The following is a 23,188-nucleotide window of genomic DNA, read 5'->3' on the forward strand; positions in this document are numbered from 1 at the left end:
TGGCCGTGTGGTGGGTGGTGGCGCGGCGGCGTTGATGCGGTGGTCAGGAGACCCGCTGGACGGGACGCCGGTTCGGGAGTGACGCGGCGATGCCGTCCCACAGCGCCGCACGGGCCCGCAGGCAGTCCCGCACCACGGCCGCGCACTCCTGCCACCGCTCCCGGTCGTCGCCGGCGAGGGCCACGAGCATCTCCATCGCCATGGGGGTGTGCTGCTCCCCGTCGACGGCCACATGCCGGGACAGGTAGTCGCGGAAGGCCGAGAAGTCGACGTCGCCGTCGAGGACCTGGGTGAACATCTCCGGTATCAGGTCCTCGCGCCCGAAGGCGAACGCGGCGGCCAGGGAGTGCAGCGGCGCGGAGCCCAGCAGGTCCCAGGTGAGGCGTACGAACCGCGCGGCCGGCGCCGGCACCCGCGCGCGGGAGACCGCCTCCGGCACGGGGGTACCGGCGGCCAGCTCGGCGAGGAATCGCTCGATGGGCCCGGTGTCCGCCCCGGCCTCCGTCATCGCCTGGAGATACAGCTCGAAATGGCTGATGTAGGAGTCGCCGTACTCGTCGCTCTCCTCGACGAGGACGATCTCATTGATCAGGCGGCGGCAGTTCCGGTGCGGGGTCGGCACCCACGGCACGTCGACACACGTGAGCCTGCGTTGCAGGGTCTTCAGCAGGGACATGAAATCCCAGACCGCGAACACGTGGCTGGTCATGAAGGTCGTGACGTCGTCCGGCGTCACCAGGCGGCCGTACACGGCATGCGTGAGAACGTCGTCCCGGGCCGGGGTTATCTCCTCCTTGAGCCACCGGACCGACGGATGGGCGCCACCCCAGGAATAGCGACTCGGCACGGGTCATCCACCTTTCGACGGCCTGAGGAACCGGCCGTCCGCGGCCGTCCGTCGACCGGACGGCCCGTGGGGGACCGGTGGGAGCAGGTTTCCCGTCTCCGGTAGCGCACCGGTAGCGTGCCGGCAGCTTCCTGCCGCTACTTGGCATGGCCGGGGCGGCCGGCGCGGGCGCATGGGCGCCGCGCTGACCGCCCCGGTTCGGACGGCACCGTCAGGGCCGCTGCTTTGGGTCCTCCCCGGCAGGCGGGTAGCCCTCGCGGTAGCGGCGCCCGTCCGGTGCGTAGCGGACGGGCGCGGCCAGCGCCGCCTCGCCGTAACGCCGCCGGTCGGCCAGGTGATCCCGGACGACGAAGACCAGCGGCACGGCGAACATGACGGCGATCAGGGCGACCGCGATCAGCAGGCGGCCCCATTCGAACTCGGGATTCATACGGCTCCTGGAACGTTCAGAGGAGCCGCTCCACGGTCCGTGACACGGACGCGTAGCAGGACGCGTTCAGCGTGCTGCGTGGCTGTTCAGCGTGCTGCGACGCGGGTGTCAGCGGGCGTGGAGTCCGCTCCCCTCGGGGCAGTCGGTCGCGTCACGCGTAGGCGGGCGCCCGCGGTGGCGCGCGCGGGCCGGGGCCGCCGCGGCGCTCGAACGGGGTGCGCCCGGCGGAACCCCGGCCCGGCACCAGCCAGGCGGCACCCACCGCGAGAACACCCAGCGCGGCGCCCAGCGCGAGGAGCTGGTGGTCCGAGCGCTGCTGCTGGCCGACCATCGGCGGCCGGCCGTCGAACCAGGCACGTCCGAGATCCGTGGGGATCGGCACGGCCGCGGTCGAGGCGCTCGACAGCGTGCCCGGGGACGCTGACGTGCCTGGGGACGCCGGCCCGTCGGCTGTCACGGCCGCCGGTGCGATCGCGGCGATGTCCGCCGACCAGCCCGCCCCTGCCGCGACCTGGCTCAGAGCGTTCGGCGCGGCGCCGACCAGCCCGAGCGCCGCCAGCAACGCCGCCCAGAGCAGCGAGGCGCGGACGGAACGGCGGGCCGGCATCAGCCGAGGGTAGCCGCCGGCGCTCACGGCCGGCCCGGGCGCGGTGGTCATCCGCCCGCGGGCTCGGCGCGCAGCAGCCTGGTCACCGAGCCGTACCGCCGGGCGACGTCCGACTCCTCGGGGAAGTACTGCACGAGCCCGGCCCGGGTGCTCCCGCCGGGCCCGGTGCCGGCGCGGTCGGACAGGTCGACCGGCTGGTCGCGGCGCCGGTCCGCGGCCCGCAGCACCGCACGTGCCTCGCGTTCGGTGAGCCAGGTGATCCGGCGCCCGCCCGCGTTCGGACCCGCCCGCGGCCGCAGCAGCACGGCGGCTCCGGGCTGGGGCTCGACCTCGCCACCGCCCCCACCGGACCCCGACGCCGCGAGCTCCGGATGAGCGAGCAGGAGATCACACGGGTCGATCGCGACGATGCGGGCCCGGCCCCCGGTCGCCCCGACCGGTACGTCCCGGGCGAGGGCCAGGGCGGTGAGCACGGCCTCAGCCTCCTCTGGCCGGACCCACCCGGCATGGCGGTATCCGTCCGGGACGGCGTCCCCCGCCCCGACAGGCGGCCCCGTTCTGCTCGGTCCCGGGTGCGCTGGTCCGGTGGCGGTGCTCTCCCCGGGCGGCTCGGGCCGCTGGTACGGCACCCCGGGCGGGACGCCCGGGGTGCTGAGATCCGCGATACCCGAGCCCCCCGGGCCCGTTGAATCAGGCGGGGTACCGGGGCCGGCCGGCCGGAGCGGGGCGGTGGGCGCGTCCGGGGATCCGGCGTTCGGCTGGGTGTCCGGCGCGATCCGCGCCGTCGGGACCGTCGGGGGGAGTGGCGTCCAGCGCATCTCCTCGGCTGGGTCTGGCGGCGTGGGGCTCGCCGGTGCCGGGCGGATGCCCATCTGGTCGAGACGCTGCCACAGCCCGTCGAGGGTGCGGGCGGGGTGCCGGTAGAACTCCGAGCCCCTGATCCGCCAGAAGGTCCAGCCGAGCCGCTCGAGAATGCGCTGGCGGCGTAGGTCGGCCTCCCACTGCTCCGGGCCGTGGTAGCGGTCCCCGTCGCACTCGACGGCGATCCGGGCGCTTTCGCCCTCGATCACCAGGTCGATGCGGAAGCGCCCCACCGGATGCTGCGGGCGCACCCGGAACCCCCGGGCGAGGATCTCGCGCAGCACCGCCCGCTCGAACTCGCTCTCGCACAGGTCCTGCAGCCGCGCCACCTCGTTGGGGGCCCGGGCGGCGTACATGTACTCGATGAGCTGGCGGCGCACGTCGTCGTCGCGCAGCGTCTCCGCGGCCACGGTGTGGAAGACCCAGAGCTGGTCACGGGCCCGGCTCGCGGCCACGTTGACCCGCTGCATGTCGCGCCGCCGGGTGGCCGCCGAGCGGTTGTCGTCGGCGACCACGGACACGAAGATGACGTCCCGCTCGTCCCCCTGGAACTGGTACGGGTCGCCCACCCGGATCCGGCGGCGGACGTACTCCTCCTCCCCGAGCTTCTCGACCAGGCTGTGCTCGATCAGCCGGGGCTGGCCCGCGCCGAGCAGGGTGACGACGCCGAACGTCATCCCGTCGTAGGCCGGGTCGGCACAGCAGTCGACGATCTGGTCGACGACGGCGGCCGCCTCCACCGCGTTGGCGTCGCCGAACCTGCCCGGTGCCCGCCCGCCGCCGGCCACCCGGACCGGCCGCAGTGCCGGGCCGACCGTGACCTCGGGCGTCTCCCGCAGCGGCAGGATCTGGTGGTCGTAGAACCGGTTGGAGAAGCCGATGATCTCCGGCAGGCAGCGGAAGTGCTCCTTGAGCACCACGGTGCGCGGGAACACCCGCGTCGCGGTGTCGTAGAGGCTCGCCTCGACGTCGAGCAGCGAGCGGTGCGCGACGTCGGGCAGGTGGTCCTCGATCAGGGCGAAGACCCGGTCGCGGGGGATGCCGACGGCCGACGGGCTGGTCTGCTGGTCGTCGCCGACGACGACCGCCTTGCGGCCCAGGCTGAGCACGCCGAGCGAGAGCACGTCGCACTGGCTGGACTCGTCGACGATCACGACGTCGAACGGATCGTTCACCCGGGGGTCGAAGCTCTCCATCACCCGGTGGATCGGCATGATCCAGATTGGGACGGCGCCCATCGCCTCGGTCATGTGGCCGCGCGCCTCGGCCCGCCAACGGCCCGCGAACCTGCCCGTCCCCTTGCCGATGCGGCTCAGCGCCTGCACCCACCCGGTGAGGGCCTGCCGCTGCTCCGGCCCGAGATTGTTCGCCAGCGCGAGACGGGCGGAGCGACGGGCAACCTCGAGGACGAGTCGGCGGACGCTCTCGGTGGCATCGTCGAGACGCCGCTGCAATGCCGGGACGTCGGCGCCGGAATGGAGGTCGTCGAGCCAGGTCTCGGCCTGCCGCCACCGCCACAGCCCGGCGAGCTGTTCCGGATCACCGCAGGTGGTGGGGTCGCCTAGGTCGGCGAGGATGAGCCCGGCCCAGCGGGGGGTCACGGTGGCGAGCCGCTCCGCCAGCTCGGCGCGCCGGTGGGCCGCCGGGCGCAGCGCACGCAGCCGCGCCGACTCCTCCAGCGCCCGCGCCCAGGCGTCGAGATCCCGGCTCCGTAGCGCGTCGGTCAGCTCCGACCACAGCACACTCGCCTCGGGCGTGTGCCGGCCGATCCGCAGCAGCTCGGCCAGGTCGGCGAGCTCGGTCTCGGTCGCGCGCTGGGCTATCCGTGCCCCGGCGAGCTCGAGCAGTTCGGCGTGACGGAGCAGGTCCGAGGACGTCGGGCGGACGGGCAGCGCCGGGAAGAGCGCTCGCAGCCGGCCGGCCAGCGCCGGGCCGGGGCCGGAGTCCCAGGCGAGCGCGGCCGCCATCGCGGAGCTCACCGCGTCGAGCGCGGGCAGCGTGGCGAACACCCCCGCCTCGCCGCCGCCCCCGGGCCCATCGGCCAGGGGAGGCGCGCCGAGCTGGACGGCCATGTCCGCATGGCGGGTGAGCGCCGCGGCGGACCGCACCCGCCCCTCGATCACCGCGGCCGCGATGTCGAGGTCGGCGACCGTCTTCGCCGGATAGCCGTCGACGATCAGCCGCTCGGCGAACTCCCGCAGCTCCCGCCCACCGAACCGGTGCAGGCCGCGCCCGCCGGCGAGGCGCTCGCGCAGCTCGCCGAGCAGCCGGAGTTGGTCACGGGGGTCACCGCCCGGCACCTGCGCGGTGTGCCCGAACACCCGGACGCGCAGGGCGTGCAGCGTGGTGACGGCCGCCGCGAGCTCGGCCGCCTGGCCGCGCCAGAAGTCGGCCAGGCGTGGCGAGGAGGCGCACTGGTCGCGCAGGGCCACCAGCCACGGCTCCTCGACCGTGCGTAGCGCCGCGACGCCGGCCAGGGTCTCGGCGCGCAGCCGGGCGAGCCCCGCCTCGCCCAGCTGATCGACCGCGATGGCGGTGAGCCCGGCGCGCTCCGCCTCGGCCACGCCGGAGCCCAGCTCGTCCAACCGCTGGAACAGCGCGGACAGCGGCGTGGCGCCCGGCAGCGCCGTCGGGTCCGGCAGCGGCCGGCCCGCGGCCGCTGCCTCCTCGGGGGAGATCTGCCGGGCCAGCGCGACCAGGTCGACCAGCTCGCCCGGCCGCAGGGGCGGTGGCGCCACCGGGTCGAGCCGGTCGGGGATGAGCCCGAGTTCGTGCTCGTTGCGCGTGAGCCACTCGGAGACGTCCGCCGCCCGGGCCCGGCCGTGTGGCAGCTCGAACTCGTGCTCCTCGCCGCGCAGCAGCTCCACCAGCTCGAGCTCCAGCGCGCGGGTGCGGGAACGCACCGCGTCCAGCTCGGCGGCGAGCCCGGCGACCTGACGGGTCTCGGCGGGCAGGTCGACATCGGCGACGGCGGCCTGGATCTCCACCACCGAGGCGCGCAGCTCCTCGATGTCGGCCTGGCTGGAACCGAGAACGGCGACCGAGAGGTGCCGCAGCTCGGCGGGGATCTTCTCCCGCAGGACCACCAGCGCCTGTTCGTCCTGCGCGGTCACGAGCACGCGGCGCCCGTGCGCCACCAGGTGACACACCAGGTTGGCGATCGTGTGGCTCTTGCCCGTGCCCGGCGGGCCCTGCACGGTGACGCCACGGGACGTCGCCAGCTGGGTCGCCACCCGCTCCTGGTCATCGTTGGTCGGCAGCGGCATGAGCAGCCGCGCCCCTGTCGCCGCCCAGCCGTCGTCGGCTCCGCCGCCGATCGGATCCGGGTTCCCGCCACCGGCGAACTCGCCGCGGGCCTCCTCGAGTGCCTCGGTGACCAGCGCGTCCGGCGCGACGACGGCGGCGACCGCCTCGGGCAGGAAGTCGAGCTCGGCCATCGCCTCGCGCAGCTCGCTGTAGAAACGCGCGCCGGTGGCGGGCCGCGGCCGCAGGAACAGCGCCCACGTGTCGACGACACGGGCGTCCGGCCCGGGGGGCGGCAGGTCCGGCCCGGGCAGGACGGCGGCGTCCAGACCGAGCGGCGCGACCAGCTGATCGTGGATCTCGGCGAGCTCGGCCGGATCCCACACGTCCGGCGGGTCCGCGCGCAGCCGGTCGCGCAGGCCGGGCAGCGACCGGAGTTCCGGTGCCTCCAGCCCCCGCACCGGATCGGTCTCCAGCACGGTCGAACCGTCCGGCGACACCCGGATGAGGCCGGTGTCCTGGTCGACCTCCACCTGCACGGGGGTCACCAGCAGGGGGTGTTCGACGATTACCTGCTCGCCACCGGCCGCGGCCGGCTGCCAGCTCAGCACCGAGTGGCCCCAGACGAGCTGCAGCCCGGCGGTGTCGGCGGCATGCCGCAACCGCAGGTCGAACAGCCGCTCGTAGAGCTGCCGGGCGGTGTGGGCCGCCCGGGCCGGCGCCGCCCAGGGCTGCCAGGAGTCGTGAACCCATCGGGCATGGGCGCGGGTGACGGCGGCGGGATCCTCACCGCGCCCGGCCGCCCGCTCGGGCAGATCGACCGGCAGCGCCGGTGGCGCGCCCGGCAGCACCTCCACCCCGCCGATGTAGGGATACAGCTCCCGGGGGACCCGTGGCGGCTCCGGGGCGGCGACCTTGCCGACCTCCAGCCAGCTCGCCCGCGTCTCGCCGGGGCCGAGCCGCACGGCCGCGTGCACCGGCACGTCACGCGGCAGCACCGGCACCGGCGCGTACTCGGCCAGGCGGCGGCGCGGCGCACCGCGCAGGTCGGTGGCGAGCGCGGCCAGGTAGTCGAGCAGGCGGAGCGAACGGCTCTTGACCAGGTCGAGGGCGGACATCGGACTCCTCCGGCGGGTGGGTCAGGTGGCGCGGAGCGCCCCGTCCGCCCGCACGGGCCGGGCTGGCGGGACACCGCGACGATACGGCGCCGCACCGACAGAACCCTCGCGCAGGCCGCCGCCGGGTCGGGTGCGCACGGCGACGTGCCCACATATGCTCCGCGGGTGCTCGCCCGTCCGACCTGCCTGGTCTCCGCCCGATGACCGGCTACCTGCGCGACGCCGACGAGATCTACCGCCAGTCGTTCGCGACGATCCGCGCCGAGGCGGACCTGACCGGCCTGCCCGCCGACCTCGCCCACGTCGTCGTACGCATGATCCACTCCTGCGGGATGGTCGATCTCGTCCGTGACATCGCGTTCTCTCCCGAGGTGGCCGCCGCGGCGCGGGCCGCACTCGTCGGCGGCGCGCCGGTGCTCTGCGACACGGCGATGGTCGCCGCCGGGGTGATCCGCCGCCGGCTGCCCGCGGACAACCCCGTCATCTGCACGCTCTCGGACCCGCGGGTCCCGGAGCTCGCCCGGCACTCGGGAACCACCCGCACCGCCGCCGCGGTGGAGCTGTGGCGCGGCCGCCTCGACGGTGCGGTGGTCGTCGTCGGCAACGCCCCGACCGCGCTGTTCCGCCTGCTCGAACTGGTCGAGGACGGAGCCGGCCGGCCGGCCGCCGTCGTCGGGGTGCCGGTCGGTTTCGTCGGAGCGGCGGAGTCCAAGCAGGCCCTGGCCGCCCACCCGAGCGGGCTTGAGTACCTCGTGGTGCAGGGCCGGCGCGGCGGCAGCGCGATGGCCGCGGCGGCCGTGAACGCCCTCGCCCGCGACGCGGACTGACCGGACCGGTGGAGACGGAACCGGCCCCTGATCCGGTACCGGGGGCGGAAGGCGCGCCCACGCCCGCATCCGCGCCGGGACTGGAACCGCGAGGTGCGTCCGCGCCGGGGACCGCCGGCGAGCGGTCGGGCCGGCGGTCCGGCGCCGACCGCGGCACGCTGAGGTACGGCTGGACCACCGGCGCCTGCGCTACGGCGGCGGCGACGGCCGCCTATACCGCCCTGCTGACCGGCGAGTTCCCCGATCCGGTGACCATCACCCTGCCCGGCGGGGCCCGGCCCGCGTTCGCGCTGGCCCGCGAGTGGCTCGGGCCCGACTCGGCCACCGCGGCCGTGATCAAGGACGCTGGGGACGACCCCGACGTCACGCACGGCGCCGTCGTGACGGCGTCCATCCGCCGCGGATCGCCGGGAACCGGCGTGGTGTTCCGCGCCGGCGTGGGAGTGGGCACGGTGACCAGGCCGGGCCTACCGCTGGCGGTGGGGGAGCCGGCGATCAACCCGGTTCCGCGCCGGATGATGCGCGCCGCCGTCGCCGAAGTCGCCGCGGCACACGGCGACGGCCCCGCGCACACCGCCGGAACCACGGCCAGGGCCAGTACCGCCGTCGTCGACGTCGAGATCGAGATCGGTGTGGACGGCGGAGCGGAGCTGGCGACCCGAACCTGGAACCCGCGGCTGGGAATCCTCGGGGGGCTGTCGATCCTCGGCACCACCGGAATAGTCGTCCCCTATTCCTGCTCCGCGTGGATAGACAGCATTCGCCGTGGCATCGACGTTGCCCGTGCGGCCGGGCACCGGCATGTGGCCGCGTGCACCGGCAGCACCTCGGAGCAGGTCGCCCGCGACCGGTACGGGCTTCCCGACGAAGCCCTGCTCGACATGGGTGACTTCGCCGGCGCCGTGCTCAAGTACCTGCGGCGTCATCCGATCCCGCGGCTGACGGTCGTCGGCGGGGTCGGCAAGCTGGCGAAACTCGCCGCCGGACACCTCGACCTGCACTCCGGCCGCTCGCAGGTCGACCTCGCCGGCCTCGCCGCGCTCGCCCGCTCCGCCGAAGCGGGCGCGGATCTTCAGGCCGCGATCCTCGGAGCCAACACCGCTCTCGGTGCGCTACGGATCTGCGCCGACGCGGGGATAGCTCTCGGTGATCTCATCGCCGCCGGCGCGCGCAGGACCGCCTGCGAGGTTCTGCGCGAGGCGCCGGTGACGGTCGACGTCCTCGTCATCGACCGGGCCGGAGTGGTGGTGGGGTATTCGGACGGGACCTGCTGACCGGGGGCCGAAACCAGATTGACCGGCACCGAAACCAGATTGCTGCCCGCGGCGAATTCCGCCGGAATTCGCCGCGGGCGGATGGCTGGACCGTCGGCTATGCGGCGACGAGGTGAACGGCGGCCGCGTGATGGCACGGCTTTCCGTGCAGCCCCGCGACGCAGGTGCAGTGCCCGGTGACGGCGGTTCGATAGGTGGCGCCGCGATGGCCGACGGTGAGCCAGACCCGGCGACCGCGCAGTGGGGTGAGGCCGCCGAGCTCGAGTAGCTCGAGAGCATCCTCGAGCTGCCGGTCGGAGTAGCCGGTGAGGGTCGGCGCGGTGTGGCGGATGTGGCGCGTGCACCCGGGCCCGAGCCCCACGGCGACGCTGAGCGGGCTGGTGAGCGCGCGGCCGCAACGCAGGCACAGGGTGGGCGTGGCCACGGGGGTGGGGGTGATGGGAACGGTCATGTCGGCTCCCCTCGAAGTGCGTATCCCAATGATATCTTCCGGCGCCGCGCTCGGCGGGAATTCCCGGAATCGTCCACCATGATTTCCTGGCCCGCGCCGGCCGTGCGTCCCGCTCGCTGGAAGAAGGCCGGCCGGGGGAACGGGGGAACCGAGAACGCGGTCGGGTGGAGTTCTTTCTGTGTCGTATGAGTGATTGTCGGGCCGCGTCGAGCCCGCCGCGCGAATCCCGGGGCGCGAGGTCGACCCCGACAATCGCCAGCGGCGCCGGGAGCGGATGGGCCTGGGCCGGGCGTCCGGAGCTCTGCCCCGCGCGGGCAGAATCCCCCGAGTGGTGCCGCATCCGCGAAGGCCGGCCCTGCTGTGACGCGCGCCGGGCGGGGCGGGTATCTCGAGCGGGCCACGGTCGGACAGCGGGCCACTGACGGACCTGGGTGGTGAGGGGGACGGACACGGTGGGTACCGGCGAACCCGGCGGCGGGGCCGGCGTGGTCACTGGAGAGCTGCTTGAGCTCGCCGGGGTGCTTACCGACGTCCTGGCCGCGTACGACCTGGGGCCGGCCCCGGTGCCGGTCCTGGTCAACATCTCCGAGAACATGACGTACCGGATCGACGACGTCGCCGGGGACCGTCGCTGGGCGCTGCGGCTGCACAGGCCGGGCTATCACGATGCCGCGGAGATCGTCGCCGAGCTGGCCTGGGTGGCGGCGCTTCGGGCCGAGGGAGTGGTCGCCACGCCACCCGTGGTGGCGAACCGGTTCGGATCTGTGGTGACCACGGTCCGGTCGGGGGATGCGATCCGGCACGCGGTGCTGTTCGAGTGGGTCGACGGGGTCTCACCCGAGCTCGGTGACACCGCCGGGCTGATCTCCTCGTTCGGTTTCCTTGGGGACATCGCCGGCCGGATGCACGACCACGCCGCCCGCTGGTCGCGGCCCTCCGGGTTCAGCCGTTTCGCCTGGTCCTGGCACGCGACGCTCGGGCCGGGGGCGCGCTGGGGGAGCTGGCGCGCCGGGGTGGCGGCGGTGCTGCCCGGCGAGGCGGAGCGCGTGGTCACGATGCTCGAACCGGCCGCGGCGGAGGTGGAGCGCGGGCTCGCCGCCTATGGCCGCGGGTCGGACCGCTTCGGGCTGATCCACGCGGACATGCGCCTGGCCAACCTGCTCGTGGCCCGGCCGGTCATGCCCCGAGCCCCTGGCCTGGCCGGCGAGATCCCGGCCGCCGACCGTGCGGCCGCCGGGCGGTCCGGTGCGGTGATCCACGTGATCGACTTTGACGACTGCGGCTTCGGCTGGTACCTCTACGACCTCGCCGCGGCGCTGTCGTTCATCGAGCACAGCCCCGCCCTGCCGGCGCTGGTCGCGGCCTGGCTGGAGGCCTACCGAGCCCACCGCCCGCTCGGGCCGGCGGACCTCGCGGTCGTGCCGACGCTCGTTCTGCTGCGCCGGCTGCTGCTCGTCGCCTGGCTAGGTACCCACCCGCACTCCGACGCCGTCCCCGATGCCGCCGTGTACGCCCGGGACACCGCCGCGCTCGCCGACCGCTACCTCGCCCGCACCCTGCTGCCGGACCTCGCGCACCACTCCCGTCCGTAGCCCTGTTCGTTGCAGCGCGGCGGGTGGGTGAGTCCTGGGTGTCACCGGGCCGCCACGGTTGTCCAGCGGGGGCTGCCGGGGGGCGTCGCGTCCCGGGGCGACGGGAATGGATGGTGGTGGGGAGGCAGTGGGCTGGTGCGGCCGGGAGTGCCGGCGGCCGGGCTCTGGCGGGAACACCGCGGGGCTTCGGTGGGACGTCGGTGGGATTTCGGTCCTCGTCCTGTGGGGGCGGGGGCCTGTCCGGAGGTCGTCCTGGGTATGTCCGCGAGGTGTCGGTTGCACACCATCCACCTTGCGCGGTGGTGATCGGTTGGTGTCCGCCGCGCGATGACCGGGTTGCCCAGCCGACGTCGCCGGTGGGCGAGTCGTCCAGACCGGTACGCTCGGTCCGAGAAACCGGAAGGGAGCTGGGGCGATCGTGGTCCGATCCAGTCGGGCGTCGGGGGACCGTAGCGGTGTCGGGATCGGGGGGCCGTGGACGAGCCGCTGACCGTCGACGGCGCCGAGTTGGATGTCCGCAAGCTCGGCCCGTGCCGGATCGACTCGCCGCTGCTCCCGTTGCTCGGTGCGCGGCCGACGACCCAGCACTACATCGACGAGGGCGACAAGGTCCTCTTCGACGACACCGTTTCGATGATCTCCGCGCGGAAGGTGCCGCTGGACGAGCTGCCGGGCTTCGAGCCCGCCGGGCCGCGCCGCAAGATCTACTTTGACCCGTCCAAGACCCGGGTGGGGATCGTGACCTGCGGGGGGCTCTGCCCCGGCCTGAACAACGTCATCCGCGGGCTGGTGCTCGAGCTGACCAACCACTACGGCGTGAACCGGATCTTCGGGTTCCGGCACGGCTACCAGGGTTTCATCGCCAAGTACGGGCACAGCGTCGTCGACCTCACCCCGGAGCGGGTGGCGAACATCGACGAGGACGGCGGCACGATCCTCGGCACCTCCCGCGGCCAACAGGACCCGGCAGAGATCGTCGACTGCCTTTCCCGGATGAACATCAACATCCTGTTCGTGATCGGCGGTGACGGCACGCTGCGCGGTGCGCGGGCGATCGCCGGCATCGTCGCCGAGCGCGGGGAGAAGATCGCGGTCGTCGGCATCCCGAAGACGATCGACAACGACATCCCCTACATCGACCAGAGCTTCGGGTTCCAGACCGCGTTCGCGAAGGCCGCCGAGTCGATCCGCGCCGCGTACGCCGAGGCGACCTCGGCTCCCGGCGGGGTCGGTATTGTCCGGCTGATGGGCCGCCACTCCGGCTTCATCGCCTGTTACGCGGTGCTGGCCAAGAGCGATGCGGACGTCGTGCTCATCCCGGAGCTGCCCTTCACCCTGGAGGGGGAGCGGGGCCTGCTCGCCTACATCCGTCAGCGGGTCGAGAAGCGGGGCCATGCCGTCGTCGTCGTGGCGGAGGGCGCCGGGCAGGACCTGGTCGCCGGCCTGCCCGAGTCGTCCGACGCCTCGGGGAACCGCAAGCTCTACGACATCGGCCCGGAGCTCTCCCGGCGGATCACCGAGGATTTCGCCGCCCGCGGCGCCGAGCTCAACTTGAAGTACATCGACCCGAGCTACCACATCCGCAGCGTGGCGGCGAACCCGTACGACAACGTCTACACGATCCGGCTGGCGCACGCGGCGGTCCACGCCGCGATGTCCGGGCGCACGGAGATGGTCGTCGGGCGCTGGCGCCGCCGGTTCATCCACATCCCGATCGCGCTTGCCGTCAGCCAGCGCAACCAGGTCGACCCGGCCGGTGATCTGTGGATGTCGGTCCTGGAGGCCACCGGCCAGCCCTACCGCTTCGGCTGACCGGCGTCGGCCGTGTCCCGCGGCGGCCGGACGGTCAGCTGAGCGTCGCGCGCATGACCTCGTCCAGGCCGCCCGGTTCGCCGTCCGGCTCGGTCTTCTCCAGGAGCATGGTCGCGTGCCGGCCGTCGAGCACGAGGGTGGCCAGCTGGCTGTCGAACCACGGCCCGTGGGTGACCTTCCACCGCACGGGCTGCCCCCGCATGCCGAGCAGGCGGGCGACCCGGCTGGAGACGGCGGCGAGCGGGCGGCGCCGGGAGAGCGCGTCGATCCGGCGGATACCGGGGCCGAGTGGGTTGCGGAACGGCGAGCACACCGCCTGCCACACCGCCGACTCGCCACCGGCGGCGCTGATGGCGCTGCCGGTGGCGGTGCCGGTCGTGCCGGCATGGCTTGCGGTGAGGTGCGTACCGGCGGCTGGGTCGGCCGGTGCCCGACTCGCCGCGACCGGATCGCGGGCGGGTTCCGCCCTGGCCAGATAGGCGTGGTGGACGTCCCCGGACAGCACGACGACGCTCGCGGGAGCCGGGCCGTGCTCACCGGTCGAGACCTGGCCGAGCAGCTGGGTCATCCGGATGAAGGAGTGGCTGAACGCGGCCCAGTGCTCGAGGTCGAGCGCCTGCCGCAGGCGTTCCGCCCCAGCGGCCGCGACCCGTCCGAAGCGGCCTGAGGCCAGCCGCTCGCTCACCGCCTCGACGTTGTGGATCGTCGGGGTGAGCAGGTACGGCACGGACGTCCCGAGCAGGAGGTGATCGACTTCGCCGGTGTGCCGGGTCTGCTCCCGGATCCAGGACCAGTCGGCGTCGTGCACCATGGCGCGGGTCCCGTCGGGGGCGACGACGCGGGCGAAGCGGGAGTCGATGACGATCAATCGGGTGCGGCCGAGGTCCCACCGGTAGCTCCAGCGCGGCGGCGTCGGGGGACGCTCGCCGGCCAGGTCACCGGTGTCGTGGCCGGCGCCGGCGTGGCCGCCGACCGCGGTGCTGGTGTCGTGGTCCTGGCCGGACGCGAGTGCTCCGAGGTCCGGCATCCGGTCGACCCGCCGGGCGAAGATGCGCAGCAGGTTCTCGCCGTCCTCGCCGCCGGAGGCAAGCGCCGTGACCGCGGTGAACACCGGGTCGTCGGCGAGCGTCCGCGGATCCAGGTTGCCCAGGTGCTGGTACAGCCAGTACGCCATGATCCCGCTGGTGATCCGGGTGTCCCACCAGGATTGCGACCGGATCTCGGCGCGCCAGGCGGCAGAGATGTTCCAGTCGTCGCGGACGTCGTGGTCGTCGGCGATCATCGCGGTCGGGACGGTCGAGAGCAGCCAACGGATCTCCCGCTGTGACCAGGCCTCCTGGTACAGCCAGGCGTACTCCGTGAAATCCGCGATCTCCTCGCCGGGCGGCACCGTGACGTCACGGTGGGCGCGGATGCGGCCCGCGGTCGCCGGCGACACGTGGTCCGCGTAGACCTGGTCGCCGAGGAGCAGCAGCGCGTCGGGCCAGGTGTCCGGCGGGGTCTCGGTCATGCGCAGGGCGAGGGCGTGCAGCGCGTCGGTGCCCAGGCCACGCGGGTCCTCGCCGGGGGACAGCGTGTACGGCTTCTCCTGCGGCGCGGTCACCCGGCACGAGCCGAACACCAGCCGGACGGGACGGTCGCCACCCACCGGCCGCAGCAGGCTGGGCGGGCTGCCCTCCTCGGGCCAGACGCACACCGCCTGGTCGGGCGATGGCACGCCCGCCGCAGTGAGCCAGACCTCGTACGGGTACGCCGTGCCCGGCTCGAGGCCGTCGACCACGACCAGCGCGTAGTGGTGCCCGGCGACGGCGAAGGTCGGCGCCGCCGCGCGTGGCCCGAGCCCGGACCGGATCTCGACGGTGCAGGGCTCGTCGGTCTCCACCCACACGGACACGTGGCGGTCGCCGGCATACCGGTGCATGGGTCCGAGGAGGAGGCTGGTCATGAGTCCTACTCTCTCCGTGCCCCGTGGGAGGCGCCCAACGGGGGTGGCCCGCCGCGGTGGTGGGTGACCGGCCGCGGCGAACTGGATCACCGCTGGCGGAATCCTGGTCGCCGGCCGCGGTAATCCGGATGGCCGTTCGGTTGGACAGCGGCCGGCGGTTACGTGAGGCTTCTATCTGTGTCCATACAGTCACGATCGTGGGTGGTTGCCGGCGCTCGTCCGCATCGGAGCCGGCCGTGATCCGCCCCGGGACGCAGCGCCGGGCGGAGCGGCCGCCGGCCGCCGGGCGGGCCCGTGAGCTGGCCGGACGGGTTCCTGCGGCCAGGGCGCTCGTCGACCGCCTCGACCGTGCGGGAGCCGGTCCGGTGGACGCGCTCGCGCGGGCCGCGCAGGTCGCGGACGCCCGGGTGCTGGCGAGCATCGACCGGGTCGGGCCCATCGCGACAGACGCCGAGGCGGCGAGCACCACGACCGCCTCCTACCTGACCCTGCTCGACCTCGCCGACCGCGCCGGGATCGCCGACGATCTCGACATCAGTCTGCGGCTCGCTGCGGTCGGCCAGGCCGTGCCCCGCGACGGTGCCAAGATCGCCCACGGGAACGCCGCCGAGATCTGCGCCCGCGCCCGCGAGGTCGGCGCCACAGTCACTCTGGACATCTTCCCCCTGGACGCCGCCGAACCGGCCGCCGTCGACGCGATGCTGGTGACCCTGTCGGAGCTGCGCCGGGACGTCCCGGCGACCGGTGCCGTGCTGCGGACAGGCCTGGCCCGCACCGTGGCGGACTGCCGGGACCTCGCCCGTCCGGGCTGTCGGGTCCGGCTGTGTCCGGGGCCCGCGCGGGCCAGGCAGTCGGCGCCCGGCGCGCGCCGGGCGCCGACTGCCTGGCGCGGTGCGTTCGCCAGCTCCCTGGGTGTCCTCATGGCCGGACCGGGCTATCCCGTGGTCGCCACGGACGATCCGGGGCTGATCGCGCTCACCGCCCGGCTGGCCATGCATGTCGGTCGCCGCCGCGACAGCTTCGAGTTCCAGGCCCTGACGGGCACGCTCGGCCGCGAGCACCGGCGGCTGGTCGCCGAGGGCTACCGGACCAGGGCGTACGTCGGGTACGGCCTGCTCCGGCCGGCTCGCGCGCGGTAGGTCCGCGGGCGGGCCGGCCGGAGCAGGCGACGGACACGGAGCCGGCGGGCACGGGACAGGGCAGGGCCGTTCGGCTCGTGCCGTCACCGGCGCTCCGTCACCGCCGGACGGGGAGTCACTGCTGGACCGGGACGGTCTCCCCGTCGGTCCGGGTGCCCGGGTGGAGCAGGGCCTCAGGGATCCGCAGGTCGGCGGGGGCCGAGCCGGAGCCGCGACACGCCCGGCAGCGGCGGCGGTAGGTCGTCCGGCCGCTGCCGTAGAAGGCCCGCCCCTCACCACGGCACTCCGGGCAGGTGCCGTCGCCCATTCCCAGCCGGCGGCCGGGCGCGAGGCGGGCGGCGAACCACGCAGCGCCGACGGCGATCAGAACCACCAGGGCATAGCTCCACGCGGCGCCGCCCGCGCCACCGACGAGGGTGAAACCCACCCCCGCCGTGACGACGAGGACCGCCGCAGCGATAACCGTGCGCATGTCGCACCGCCCTTCCAGGACCGCACAGGGTGAGATGAGCGGACGGCGGCTCGGCTACTGCCGCTCTCGGGTCGAAAGCGGGGCCGGGAGGCAGATTTCGTCCGTGCTCCTTGCATGCCCGACATGCGCCGGGCTACACCAACGGCGGCGAATTGATGCGCCGAGGCGTGACCTGGCCCGGACCCGTCTTCGGTCCGTTTCGGTGACGGTCGGACCACATCCGTGACCGAGTGGCTGCGGCGGCCCGTGCCGGCGGACCACCCGTCTGGGGGATGATGTCCCCCGCGGCCTGTCCACGCGGGCACCCGCGCTCCTCGTCCTGGCCCCGGGAGGTTCACCGCGATGTCCTCGCCCGCCTCGATACGGCTCGAGACCCGCCTGCTCGTCCGGGTGGGCGGCAGCGTCCTGCTCGCCCGCCCGCCGGACGACATCTGGCACGTGCTGCCGGGCGGCCCGGTGGAGCCCGAGGAGAACACCGAGCAGGCGCTGGCCCGCCACGTCGCCGGCCTCGGTGACCTGGGGTCCCTCGGCGCCGCCCCCGCCCGCCGGCCGGCCGGGCGCCTTGGCGGCCCGTCCGCGACGCGGCCGCCCGGCTGGCGCTTCGTCGGCGCGGCCGAGCACGCCGGGGGAGACCTGGGTAGCGCCGCCGGCCTCGGGCAGGCCCACACCCTGACGATCCTGTTCGCCGCCGAGTGGCCGGCCGGAGTACCGGTCCCGCCCGGTTGGCAGGGGTACGACCTGGCCCCCGTCGAGTCCGATCTGCTCCTCACCACGCGGATCCGCCCGCTGCCGGTGGGCGCGGCGGTACGTAGGTGGGCCATGGACGAATGGCCCGTCTGGCGGGGCATCGCGCCGGGCGCCGGCGAGGTCGGGCGCCTCGGGCGCCGCCTTTCCGTCGCGTCCCTGCGGGCGCAGCTCGCCGCCCGGCGGGAGGAGCTTCGCGGCAATGCCTTCCGCGACGCCGCGGTCGCGATGTGCGCGCTGGTGACGGCCGCGGACGGCCGGGTCGACCCGGCGGAACGCGAAGGGCTGCGCGCGTTCGTGGCCAGCGACCCGGTCATGTCGCACTTCCCGCCGGACGAGCTTGAGGCCCTCTTCGACGCGCACCTGCGGCGCCTCGTCACCGATCCGCAGGCCGGCCGGGCCGCCGCGTTCGCCGAGATCGCGAAGGTCCGCAACCGGCCCACGGAGGCGGCGGCGGTGATCCATCTGGGCGAGGTCATCGGGCGGGTGGACGGTGAGTTCGTCGCCAGCGAACAGGCGGTCGTCCTCGAGGCCGTGCAGGTGCTCAGGCTGGACCCCGCCGAGTTCGGGATGCACTCCGCCCGTCGCATCGCCTAGCCCCCCCGCATCGACCCCCCGTTTGGAGCGCTCATGGCCCCGCCCGCCCCCGTCGAGATCAGCGCCCGGGTGCTCTTCGTCGCCCAGGACCGCGTGCTGCTGGCGAACCGCCGCGGGCAGCCGTGGTTCTACCTGCCGGGCGGCAACGTGGACCCGGGAGAGACCGTCGAGGCGGCCCTGCGCCGGGAGACCCAGGAGCAGGCCGGCCTCGACGTGGCCGACCTGGAGTTCATCGGCTGCGCCGAGAACGTCTACGTCGAGGGCGGCGTCCGCCACCAGGAGATCAACGTCCTGTTCGCCGCCGATCTGCCCTGGGGGGCGCAGATCGGCAGCCATGAGTTCGACGTCGACATCACCTCGGTGTCGATCGGCAACCTGTCCGGCCTCGACCTGCGCCCGGCGAGCCTGCGGGACGTCATCCACGGCTGGCTGGCCGACCGGGAGCCGAGCTGGCACGGAGCGGCGCCGGCCGCGAGGTGACACTCCGCCGTCCGATAATCTCGCCTGGTGGTTACTGGCACCGGCGAACGCGGCGGTTTCCCGGATCAGCCCGGTGATCTTCCCGGGCAGGGTGGCCCCGCGGCCGGCCGGGCTGGTCCGGGCGGCCCGGCGGGGGAGGCGCCGCCGAGCCGTTGGGCGTCCCTGACCGGTACGCGCGGCGGAGGTGCGCCGAGCGTCGCCGTGGGGGACCGCTACGACGAGCGGTTCGCGAGCCTCGCGGCCAGCGGCCTGGACATTCACGGCGAGGCGAGCTTCTGCGCCGCGCTCGTCCCCGCCGGTGCGCGGATCCTCGACGCCGGCTGCGGCACCGGGCGGGTCGCCATCCGGCTCGCCGAGCTGGGCTGTTCATGCACCGGTGTCGATGTCGACCCGTCGATGCTCGCGCGGGCGAAGGCGGTGTCCGGCGAGGTGACCTGGATTCTCGGCGATCTCGCGAACCTGCCCGCCGCGCTCGCCGACCAGGGCGCCACGGCGCCGGCGGGCCGGGCTGGCCCGTTCGACCTGGTCGTGGCGGCGGGCAACGTGATCCCGCTGCTCGCGGAGGGCACGGAGGCGCACGTGCTGCGGGTCCTCGCGGGCGTCCTGCGCCCGGGTGGCCTTCTGGTCGCCGGGTTCGGCCTTGACGGCGCGCACCTGCCGCTGCCCGAGGCGCCCTTCGGCCTCGCCGAGTACGACCGCTGGTGCGCGGGCGCGGGCCTCACCCTCGAGCGCCGCTTCGCGACCTGGGACGGCGCGCCCGACCGTCCCGAGGACGGTTACGCCGTGAGCGTGCACTGCCGGGACTGACCCGGCCCCGGAGGCGGATCGGCCGGCCCGGCCTTGTCGATCGGTGGTGACGGGGATCGCCGTCCGGCGTTCAATGGTGCCTGTGAATCAACCACTTGGGCAGCATGCGGCGGGAAGTTCCGGCGGTCCGCCGTTCGCGCTCGAGGAGGGCGACCGGATGCTCCGGGTCCGCCTCGACGGCGGTGAGATGTACGCGAAGCAGGGGTCCATGGTGGCCTACCGCGGCAAGGTCGACTTCGCCTACAAGGGGCAGGGCGTCGGCGGCTATCTCCGGCGCGCGGTCACCGGCGAGGGCCAGGACCTGATGCGGGTCAAGGGCCGCGGCACCGTCTGGTTCGCGGAGTCCGGCAGCCACATCTCGATCTTCCACCTGGACAACGACCGGATCACGGTCAACGGCCGCAGCCTGCTCGCCCTGGAGTCCGGCGTCCGTTACAAGATCACTACGACGTCCGGCGGGATCGGTGCGATGATAGCGGGCGGCGTGTTCAACACCGAGGTCTCCGGAACGGGCGGCGTCGGCGTGCTGTGCCTGGGCAGCCCGCTCGTCCTCCCGACGGACGAGCCGGTGTGCGTCGATCGCGACGCGGCAGTCGCCTGGACGGCCGGCGTCCGCACCCGGGTGATCTCCAGCTTCAAGGTGGGCAATCTGATCGGGCGCACCTCCGGCGAGCTCGCCCAGATCGAGTACAGCGGGCGCGGTGGCTTCGTGGTGGTCCAGTGTGGTGAGATCCCGGCTCGTGGCGCGGAACCGAGCGGCTGACCTCGGCCCCGCCGACGCCGACGCCGAGATCGAGGCCGAGGCCGAGCTGGAAGCCGAACTGCGACAGGCGCTGCTCGCGGCGGGCCTGCCGCTTGAATCCCTCCCGCTCGAATCCCTGCCCTTCGAGGCCGCGCCGTTCGAGGCCCGACCGGCGGCGGCGCTCGCGGCCAGGCCCGCGCTCGACTGGGCCGGGTCCGGGCTCATGTGGCTCACCGGCCGGCCCGCGGCGGTCCCGGTCGTGCCGGACGCCCCGGTGCTGGGGCGGGCCCGGGCGGCCGCCGTGCTGCTCCGCGCCGCGTCCGCGCAGCTGGGTGCGGCGGTCGAGGTTGACGTCCCCGAGCTGCTCGCGGGCCGGGCCGCGCTGCTCGGCCTGCGCCGCGGCGGGACGATCTCCGCCAACGGCGGCTGCCGGCTGCTGCGGGCCGCCGACGGCTGGGTCGCGGTGAACCTCGCCCGGCGGGACGACGTGGAGATGCTCCCGGCGCTGCTCGGCGTGGATCCCGCGGAGGTCACCGCACCCGCGGGTGGCCACAGTGACCCACTTGAGACGACATGGGCGGCGCTGACCGCCCTGCTGCCCGCCCATGACCGCGCCGACCTGGTCGATCGTGCCTGGCTGCTTGGGCTACCCGTGGCGTCGCTCCCATCCGCCGAGCCGGCCGAGCCCCGGCCACCGGTCCGGATCGCCGTCCAGGGCATCGCCGTCCAGGGCGAGGTGCCGGGCCGGCAGGGGGAGGCCGCCGGACCGGCGGCGGGTGGGAACGGGGCCGGCTGTCCCCTTGTCGTCGACCTCTCGTCGCTGTGGGCTGGTCCGCTGGCGGCCCGCCTGCTGGGGCGGATGGGCCTGCGGGTTGTGAAGGTCGAGAGCGTGCACCGCCCGGACGGGGCACGGCTCGGTGACCCGGACTTCTACCGGTGGCTGCACGCGGGCCAGGACGAGGAGCGGTTCGACTTCACCGACCCGCGAGGGCGGGCGGCGCTGCACCGGCTCGTCGAGCGGGCCGACGTCGTGATCGAGGGCTCCCGGCCACGCGCGCTCGCGCAGCTCGGTCTGGACGCCGACCGGTGGGTGCGGGCCCGTTCCGGTCGGGTCTGGCTGAGCATCACCGGGTACGGGCGGGCGGCCGGCGCCGGCGGGCACGGGCCCGGCCCGGTCGCCTTCGGTGACGACGCCGCCGTCGCCGGCGGACTCGTCGGCTGGGACCGGACGGCTCCCGGCGGCTCCGTCCCGGTGTTCTGCGGTGACGCGATCGCCGACCCGCTGACCGGCCTCTTCGGCGCGTTGGCAGTCGTGCTGTGCCGGGCGGCCGGGCGGGGGGCCCTGCTGGACGTCGCCATGCGCGACGTCGCGGCCTTCGTCGCCGCCCCGCAGGTCCGCGGCCGAGGGCTGAGCGATCCGGGGCGTCGGTGGGGGGAACGGCCCTGGTCGGTCACCGGCTCCGACGAGCTCGGCTGGACGGTGCGCCAGTCCGGCGCCCAGGGCCGGGTGCTCGCGCCGCGCCGCCCCCGCCTGCCCGGCTGAGCGGACGGGTCAGCCCTCCGCGGACCCGGAATCCGCGGGCTCGTCGTCGCCTGCCGCGCGGGCCTCCCGGAGCCCGGCGACGATCTCGGTCGGCGGATCCATCCCGTCGTCGTCGTCGGCGGCGGCGGCAGCGGCGGCGTCGGCGCCAGGGCCGGGGCCGGGGCCGGCATTGGCGTCGGCGTGGGCGTGGGCATCGGCCGTGGCATGAGCGACGCGGGCGTGGGGACCCGCGTCCACGACCGCCTCGTCGCCGGCCTCGGTGACGGCGTCGTTCCCGCCCGTTCCGACCAGTCCGCCCACTTCGGCCCGCAGTTTCACCGGACCGGCGTCGAGCTGGCCTGGCCGGTGCCGGGGGAGCGCCCTGCTCCGCGCGGCGGCGCGGTAGGCCGTGTACCGGAAGGGCGTGCGCTGGAACGGGCGCGGCCGGGCGGCCGCCCGGGGCCCGCCCGCCCGCCACGGGAGCCCGAGGACGACGCCGTGGCCCTCCGCCCCGTGCCGGGGGCCCGCTCCCCGGGCCCGCGAGATCCAGACCAGGGCCCCGATCCCGGCCAGCCACAGGCTCCACAGCAGGCGGGCGAGAACGGGCAGGTGGGGCGTGGGGAGCAGGCCCGCCGCCGAGACGGCGGCCGCGAACAGCAGCGCGGCGCAGGCGAGGCCGCTCCCGATGAGGACGGGCCGCGCCCAGCGCAGGACCTCCAACCGCAGCCAGTCCGCCGCCGCGGCGACAACGCGGCGACCGCGTTCGACCAGCCCGCGCCCGACGAGCCGGCTTCCGAGCGGGCTGCTTCCGAGCGGGCTGCGTCCGGGGCGGTCAGGACGGTCAGGACGGGCGGGCGCGAGCGGCCACCAGTCGTCGAAGACGGACGCGACGAAACGGGACGCGACCAGGACGGTCCAGGCGGCCAGCAGCAGCGGGCCGATCGTCTCGCCGCACAGGACACCAAGAGTGACGCGCAACGCGTCGAAGGTGGTCACACCGGGGGAGATCGGCCCGGGTCTTGGCGGATTGCGGGTGAGTAGCGGCACCCCGATGAGCCAGAAGGACCACTCGAAGATCATGGCGGTCGCGGCGGCGAGGCCGGTGAGGAGCAGCACCCAGGCAGCCCGGTTCGGGTTCGCGGCCGGCCGCCCCGGGCCCGGGGCGGCCCCGAGGCGGACGATCCGCGTCGTCAGCGGCACGAGCAGCACCGCGGATGCCGCCGTGAGCAGGGTGAACAGCGTGAGGGTCCAGGTCCGCGAGCCCAGCGCGGCCAGCGTCGCCGCGGCCGGGTCGTTCAGCATGCCGGGATAGCCGAAGGCGCGGACCAGCCCGGTCATGCCGAGGGCGTTGGTCAGCGCGCAGCCCACGAACAGCGCCGCGTCCGCGTCCACGACACGTCGCATTGATGGCACTCCATGCTGTCTTGGCGATGTCCCGGCGGGGACCGATCCAGTCTCAGCGTCGCACGACGGCTACGCCCCGTCGCCAGGGCTGGTCCGGGTGGCTGGTGGTTCGTGGCGCACCCACGGACGGGAGCACGCGGGTGGACGCCCCGCGCCCCGCCCCGCTGTCGATCGGCCTATCGTTGGCCGCGCCGACGGTCGTGCCCGGCGGCCGCGCGATGGCCGGACACGGGCGTGACGCCACGGCGTCCGGCCGGTGCTCCGAGCTGATCCA

At 74.7% G+C, this 23,188-nt stretch carries 18 protein-coding genes; 10 read left to right on the forward strand and 8 right to left on the reverse strand.

The genetic code is table 11. The features are described 5' to 3' along the window. Positions 1-43: 43 nt before the first annotated feature. From FRANEAN1_RS11870 to FRANEAN1_RS11885, 4 genes are all read right to left on the reverse strand, one after another. Positions 44-847 carry a DUF3050 domain-containing protein gene (locus tag FRANEAN1_RS11870; RefSeq protein ID WP_020460013.1) on the reverse strand — a complete coding sequence of 268 codons (804 nt, stop codon included), beginning with the start codon at positions 845-847 and terminating at the stop codon, positions 44-46. Between the two features lie 211 nt (positions 848-1,058). Further along, entirely contained in the window at positions 1,059-1,277 is a 219-nt protein-coding gene (locus FRANEAN1_RS11875; RefSeq protein WP_020460014.1) for a hypothetical protein, read from the reverse strand. A gap of 151 nt (positions 1,278-1,428) precedes the next feature. Then, positions 1,429-1,935 (reverse strand): hypothetical protein, encoded by a 507-nt coding sequence (locus FRANEAN1_RS11880; RefSeq protein ID WP_020460015.1) that lies wholly within the window; start codon positions 1,933-1,935, stop codon positions 1,429-1,431. After that, positions 1,932-7,106, reverse strand: a complete 5,175-nt coding sequence (locus FRANEAN1_RS11885) for an AAA domain-containing protein (RefSeq protein ID WP_020460016.1) — start codon at positions 7,104-7,106, stop codon at positions 1,932-1,934. Before FRANEAN1_RS11885 ends, FRANEAN1_RS11880 begins: the two co-directional genes overlap by 4 nt. A 200-nt stretch (positions 7,107-7,306) precedes the next feature. On the opposite strand from FRANEAN1_RS11885, the gene FRANEAN1_RS11890 reads away from it, so the two are divergent. Together FRANEAN1_RS11890 and FRANEAN1_RS11895 are read left to right on the forward strand one after the other, a co-directional pair. Beyond that, positions 7,307-7,933 carry a precorrin-8X methylmutase gene (locus tag FRANEAN1_RS11890; protein ID WP_020460017.1) on the forward strand — a complete coding sequence of 209 codons (627 nt, stop codon included), beginning with the start codon at positions 7,307-7,309 and terminating at the stop codon, positions 7,931-7,933. 80 nt (positions 7,934-8,013) lie between these two features. Continuing rightward, entirely contained in the window at positions 8,014-9,207 is a 1,194-nt protein-coding gene (locus FRANEAN1_RS11895) for a cobalt-precorrin-5B (C(1))-methyltransferase (RefSeq protein WP_049795939.1), read from the forward strand. A gap of 97 nt (positions 9,208-9,304) precedes the next feature. Here the strand turns inward: FRANEAN1_RS11895 and FRANEAN1_RS11900 are convergent, their stop codons facing one another. Further along, positions 9,305-9,658 carry a DUF6011 domain-containing protein gene (locus FRANEAN1_RS11900; RefSeq protein WP_041254048.1) on the reverse strand — a complete coding sequence of 118 codons (354 nt, stop codon included), beginning with the start codon at positions 9,656-9,658 and terminating at the stop codon, positions 9,305-9,307. Positions 9,659-10,089: 431 nt separating this feature from the next. On the opposite strand from FRANEAN1_RS11900, the gene FRANEAN1_RS11905 reads away from it, so the two are divergent. Both FRANEAN1_RS11905 and FRANEAN1_RS11910 read left to right on the forward strand, forming a co-directional pair. Continuing rightward, positions 10,090-11,250: a phosphotransferase gene (locus tag FRANEAN1_RS11905; protein ID WP_347177096.1), complete on the forward strand. Its 1,161-nt coding sequence runs from the start codon at positions 10,090-10,092 to the stop codon at positions 11,248-11,250. Positions 11,251-11,724: 474 nt separating this feature from the next. After that, entirely contained in the window at positions 11,725-13,062 is a 1,338-nt protein-coding gene (locus tag FRANEAN1_RS11910) for an ATP-dependent 6-phosphofructokinase (RefSeq protein WP_020460021.1), read from the forward strand. A 34-nt stretch (positions 13,063-13,096) separates the two neighbouring features. Here the strand turns inward: FRANEAN1_RS11910 and FRANEAN1_RS11915 are convergent, their stop codons facing one another. Further along, positions 13,097-15,007: an alkaline phosphatase D family protein gene (locus tag FRANEAN1_RS11915; RefSeq protein ID WP_020460022.1), complete on the reverse strand. Its 1,911-nt coding sequence runs from the start codon at positions 15,005-15,007 to the stop codon at positions 13,097-13,099. Positions 15,008-15,243: 236 nt separating this feature from the next. Here FRANEAN1_RS11915 and FRANEAN1_RS11920 point away from each other — a divergent pair, with 236 nt between their 5' ends. Further along, complete coding sequence (locus tag FRANEAN1_RS11920; RefSeq protein ID WP_041254049.1) at positions 15,244-16,146, forward strand: proline dehydrogenase; 903 nt, start codon at positions 15,244-15,246, stop codon at positions 16,144-16,146. Between the two features lie 115 nt (positions 16,147-16,261). On the opposite strand, the gene FRANEAN1_RS11925 is transcribed toward FRANEAN1_RS11920, so the two are convergent. After that, on the reverse strand, positions 16,262-16,618 hold the full coding sequence (locus FRANEAN1_RS11925; protein ID WP_020460024.1) for a hypothetical protein: 357 nt from the start codon (positions 16,616-16,618) through the stop codon (positions 16,262-16,264). Between the two features lie 342 nt (positions 16,619-16,960). Between FRANEAN1_RS11925 and FRANEAN1_RS11930 the strand changes: the two genes are divergently transcribed. From FRANEAN1_RS11930 to FRANEAN1_RS11950, 5 genes are all read left to right on the forward strand, one after another. Then, positions 16,961-17,959, forward strand: coding sequence for a TerB family tellurite resistance protein (locus FRANEAN1_RS11930; RefSeq protein ID WP_020460025.1), 999 nt, complete (start codon positions 16,961-16,963; stop codon positions 17,957-17,959). A gap of 33 nt (positions 17,960-17,992) precedes the next feature. Further along, entirely contained in the window at positions 17,993-18,439 is a 447-nt protein-coding gene (locus FRANEAN1_RS11935) for an NUDIX domain-containing protein (protein ID WP_020460026.1), read from the forward strand. A gap of 162 nt (positions 18,440-18,601) precedes the next feature. Continuing rightward, a complete protein-coding gene (locus FRANEAN1_RS11940; protein ID WP_347177225.1) occupies positions 18,602-19,246 on the forward strand; it encodes a class I SAM-dependent methyltransferase in 645 nt (214 codons plus the stop codon). Positions 19,247-19,319: 73 nt separating this feature from the next. Beyond that, positions 19,320-20,009 carry an AIM24 family protein gene (locus tag FRANEAN1_RS11945; protein WP_020460028.1) on the forward strand — a complete coding sequence of 230 codons (690 nt, stop codon included), beginning with the start codon at positions 19,320-19,322 and terminating at the stop codon, positions 20,007-20,009. Continuing rightward, positions 19,987-21,531, forward strand: coding sequence for a CoA transferase (locus tag FRANEAN1_RS11950; protein WP_020460029.1), 1,545 nt, complete (start codon positions 19,987-19,989; stop codon positions 21,529-21,531). The genes FRANEAN1_RS11945 and FRANEAN1_RS11950 overlap by 23 nt, the downstream gene beginning before the upstream one ends. A gap of 9 nt (positions 21,532-21,540) precedes the next feature. Here FRANEAN1_RS11950 and FRANEAN1_RS11955 read toward each other — a convergent pair whose 3' ends face one another. Beyond that, positions 21,541-22,914 carry a hypothetical protein gene (locus FRANEAN1_RS11955; protein WP_020460030.1) on the reverse strand — a complete coding sequence of 458 codons (1,374 nt, stop codon included), beginning with the start codon at positions 22,912-22,914 and terminating at the stop codon, positions 21,541-21,543. Positions 22,915-23,188 lie beyond the last annotated feature (274 nt).

The sequence above is a fragment of the Parafrankia sp. EAN1pec genome, assembly GCF_000018005.1.
GTDB lineage: Bacteria > Actinomycetota > Actinomycetes > Frankiales > Frankiaceae > Parafrankia > Parafrankia soli.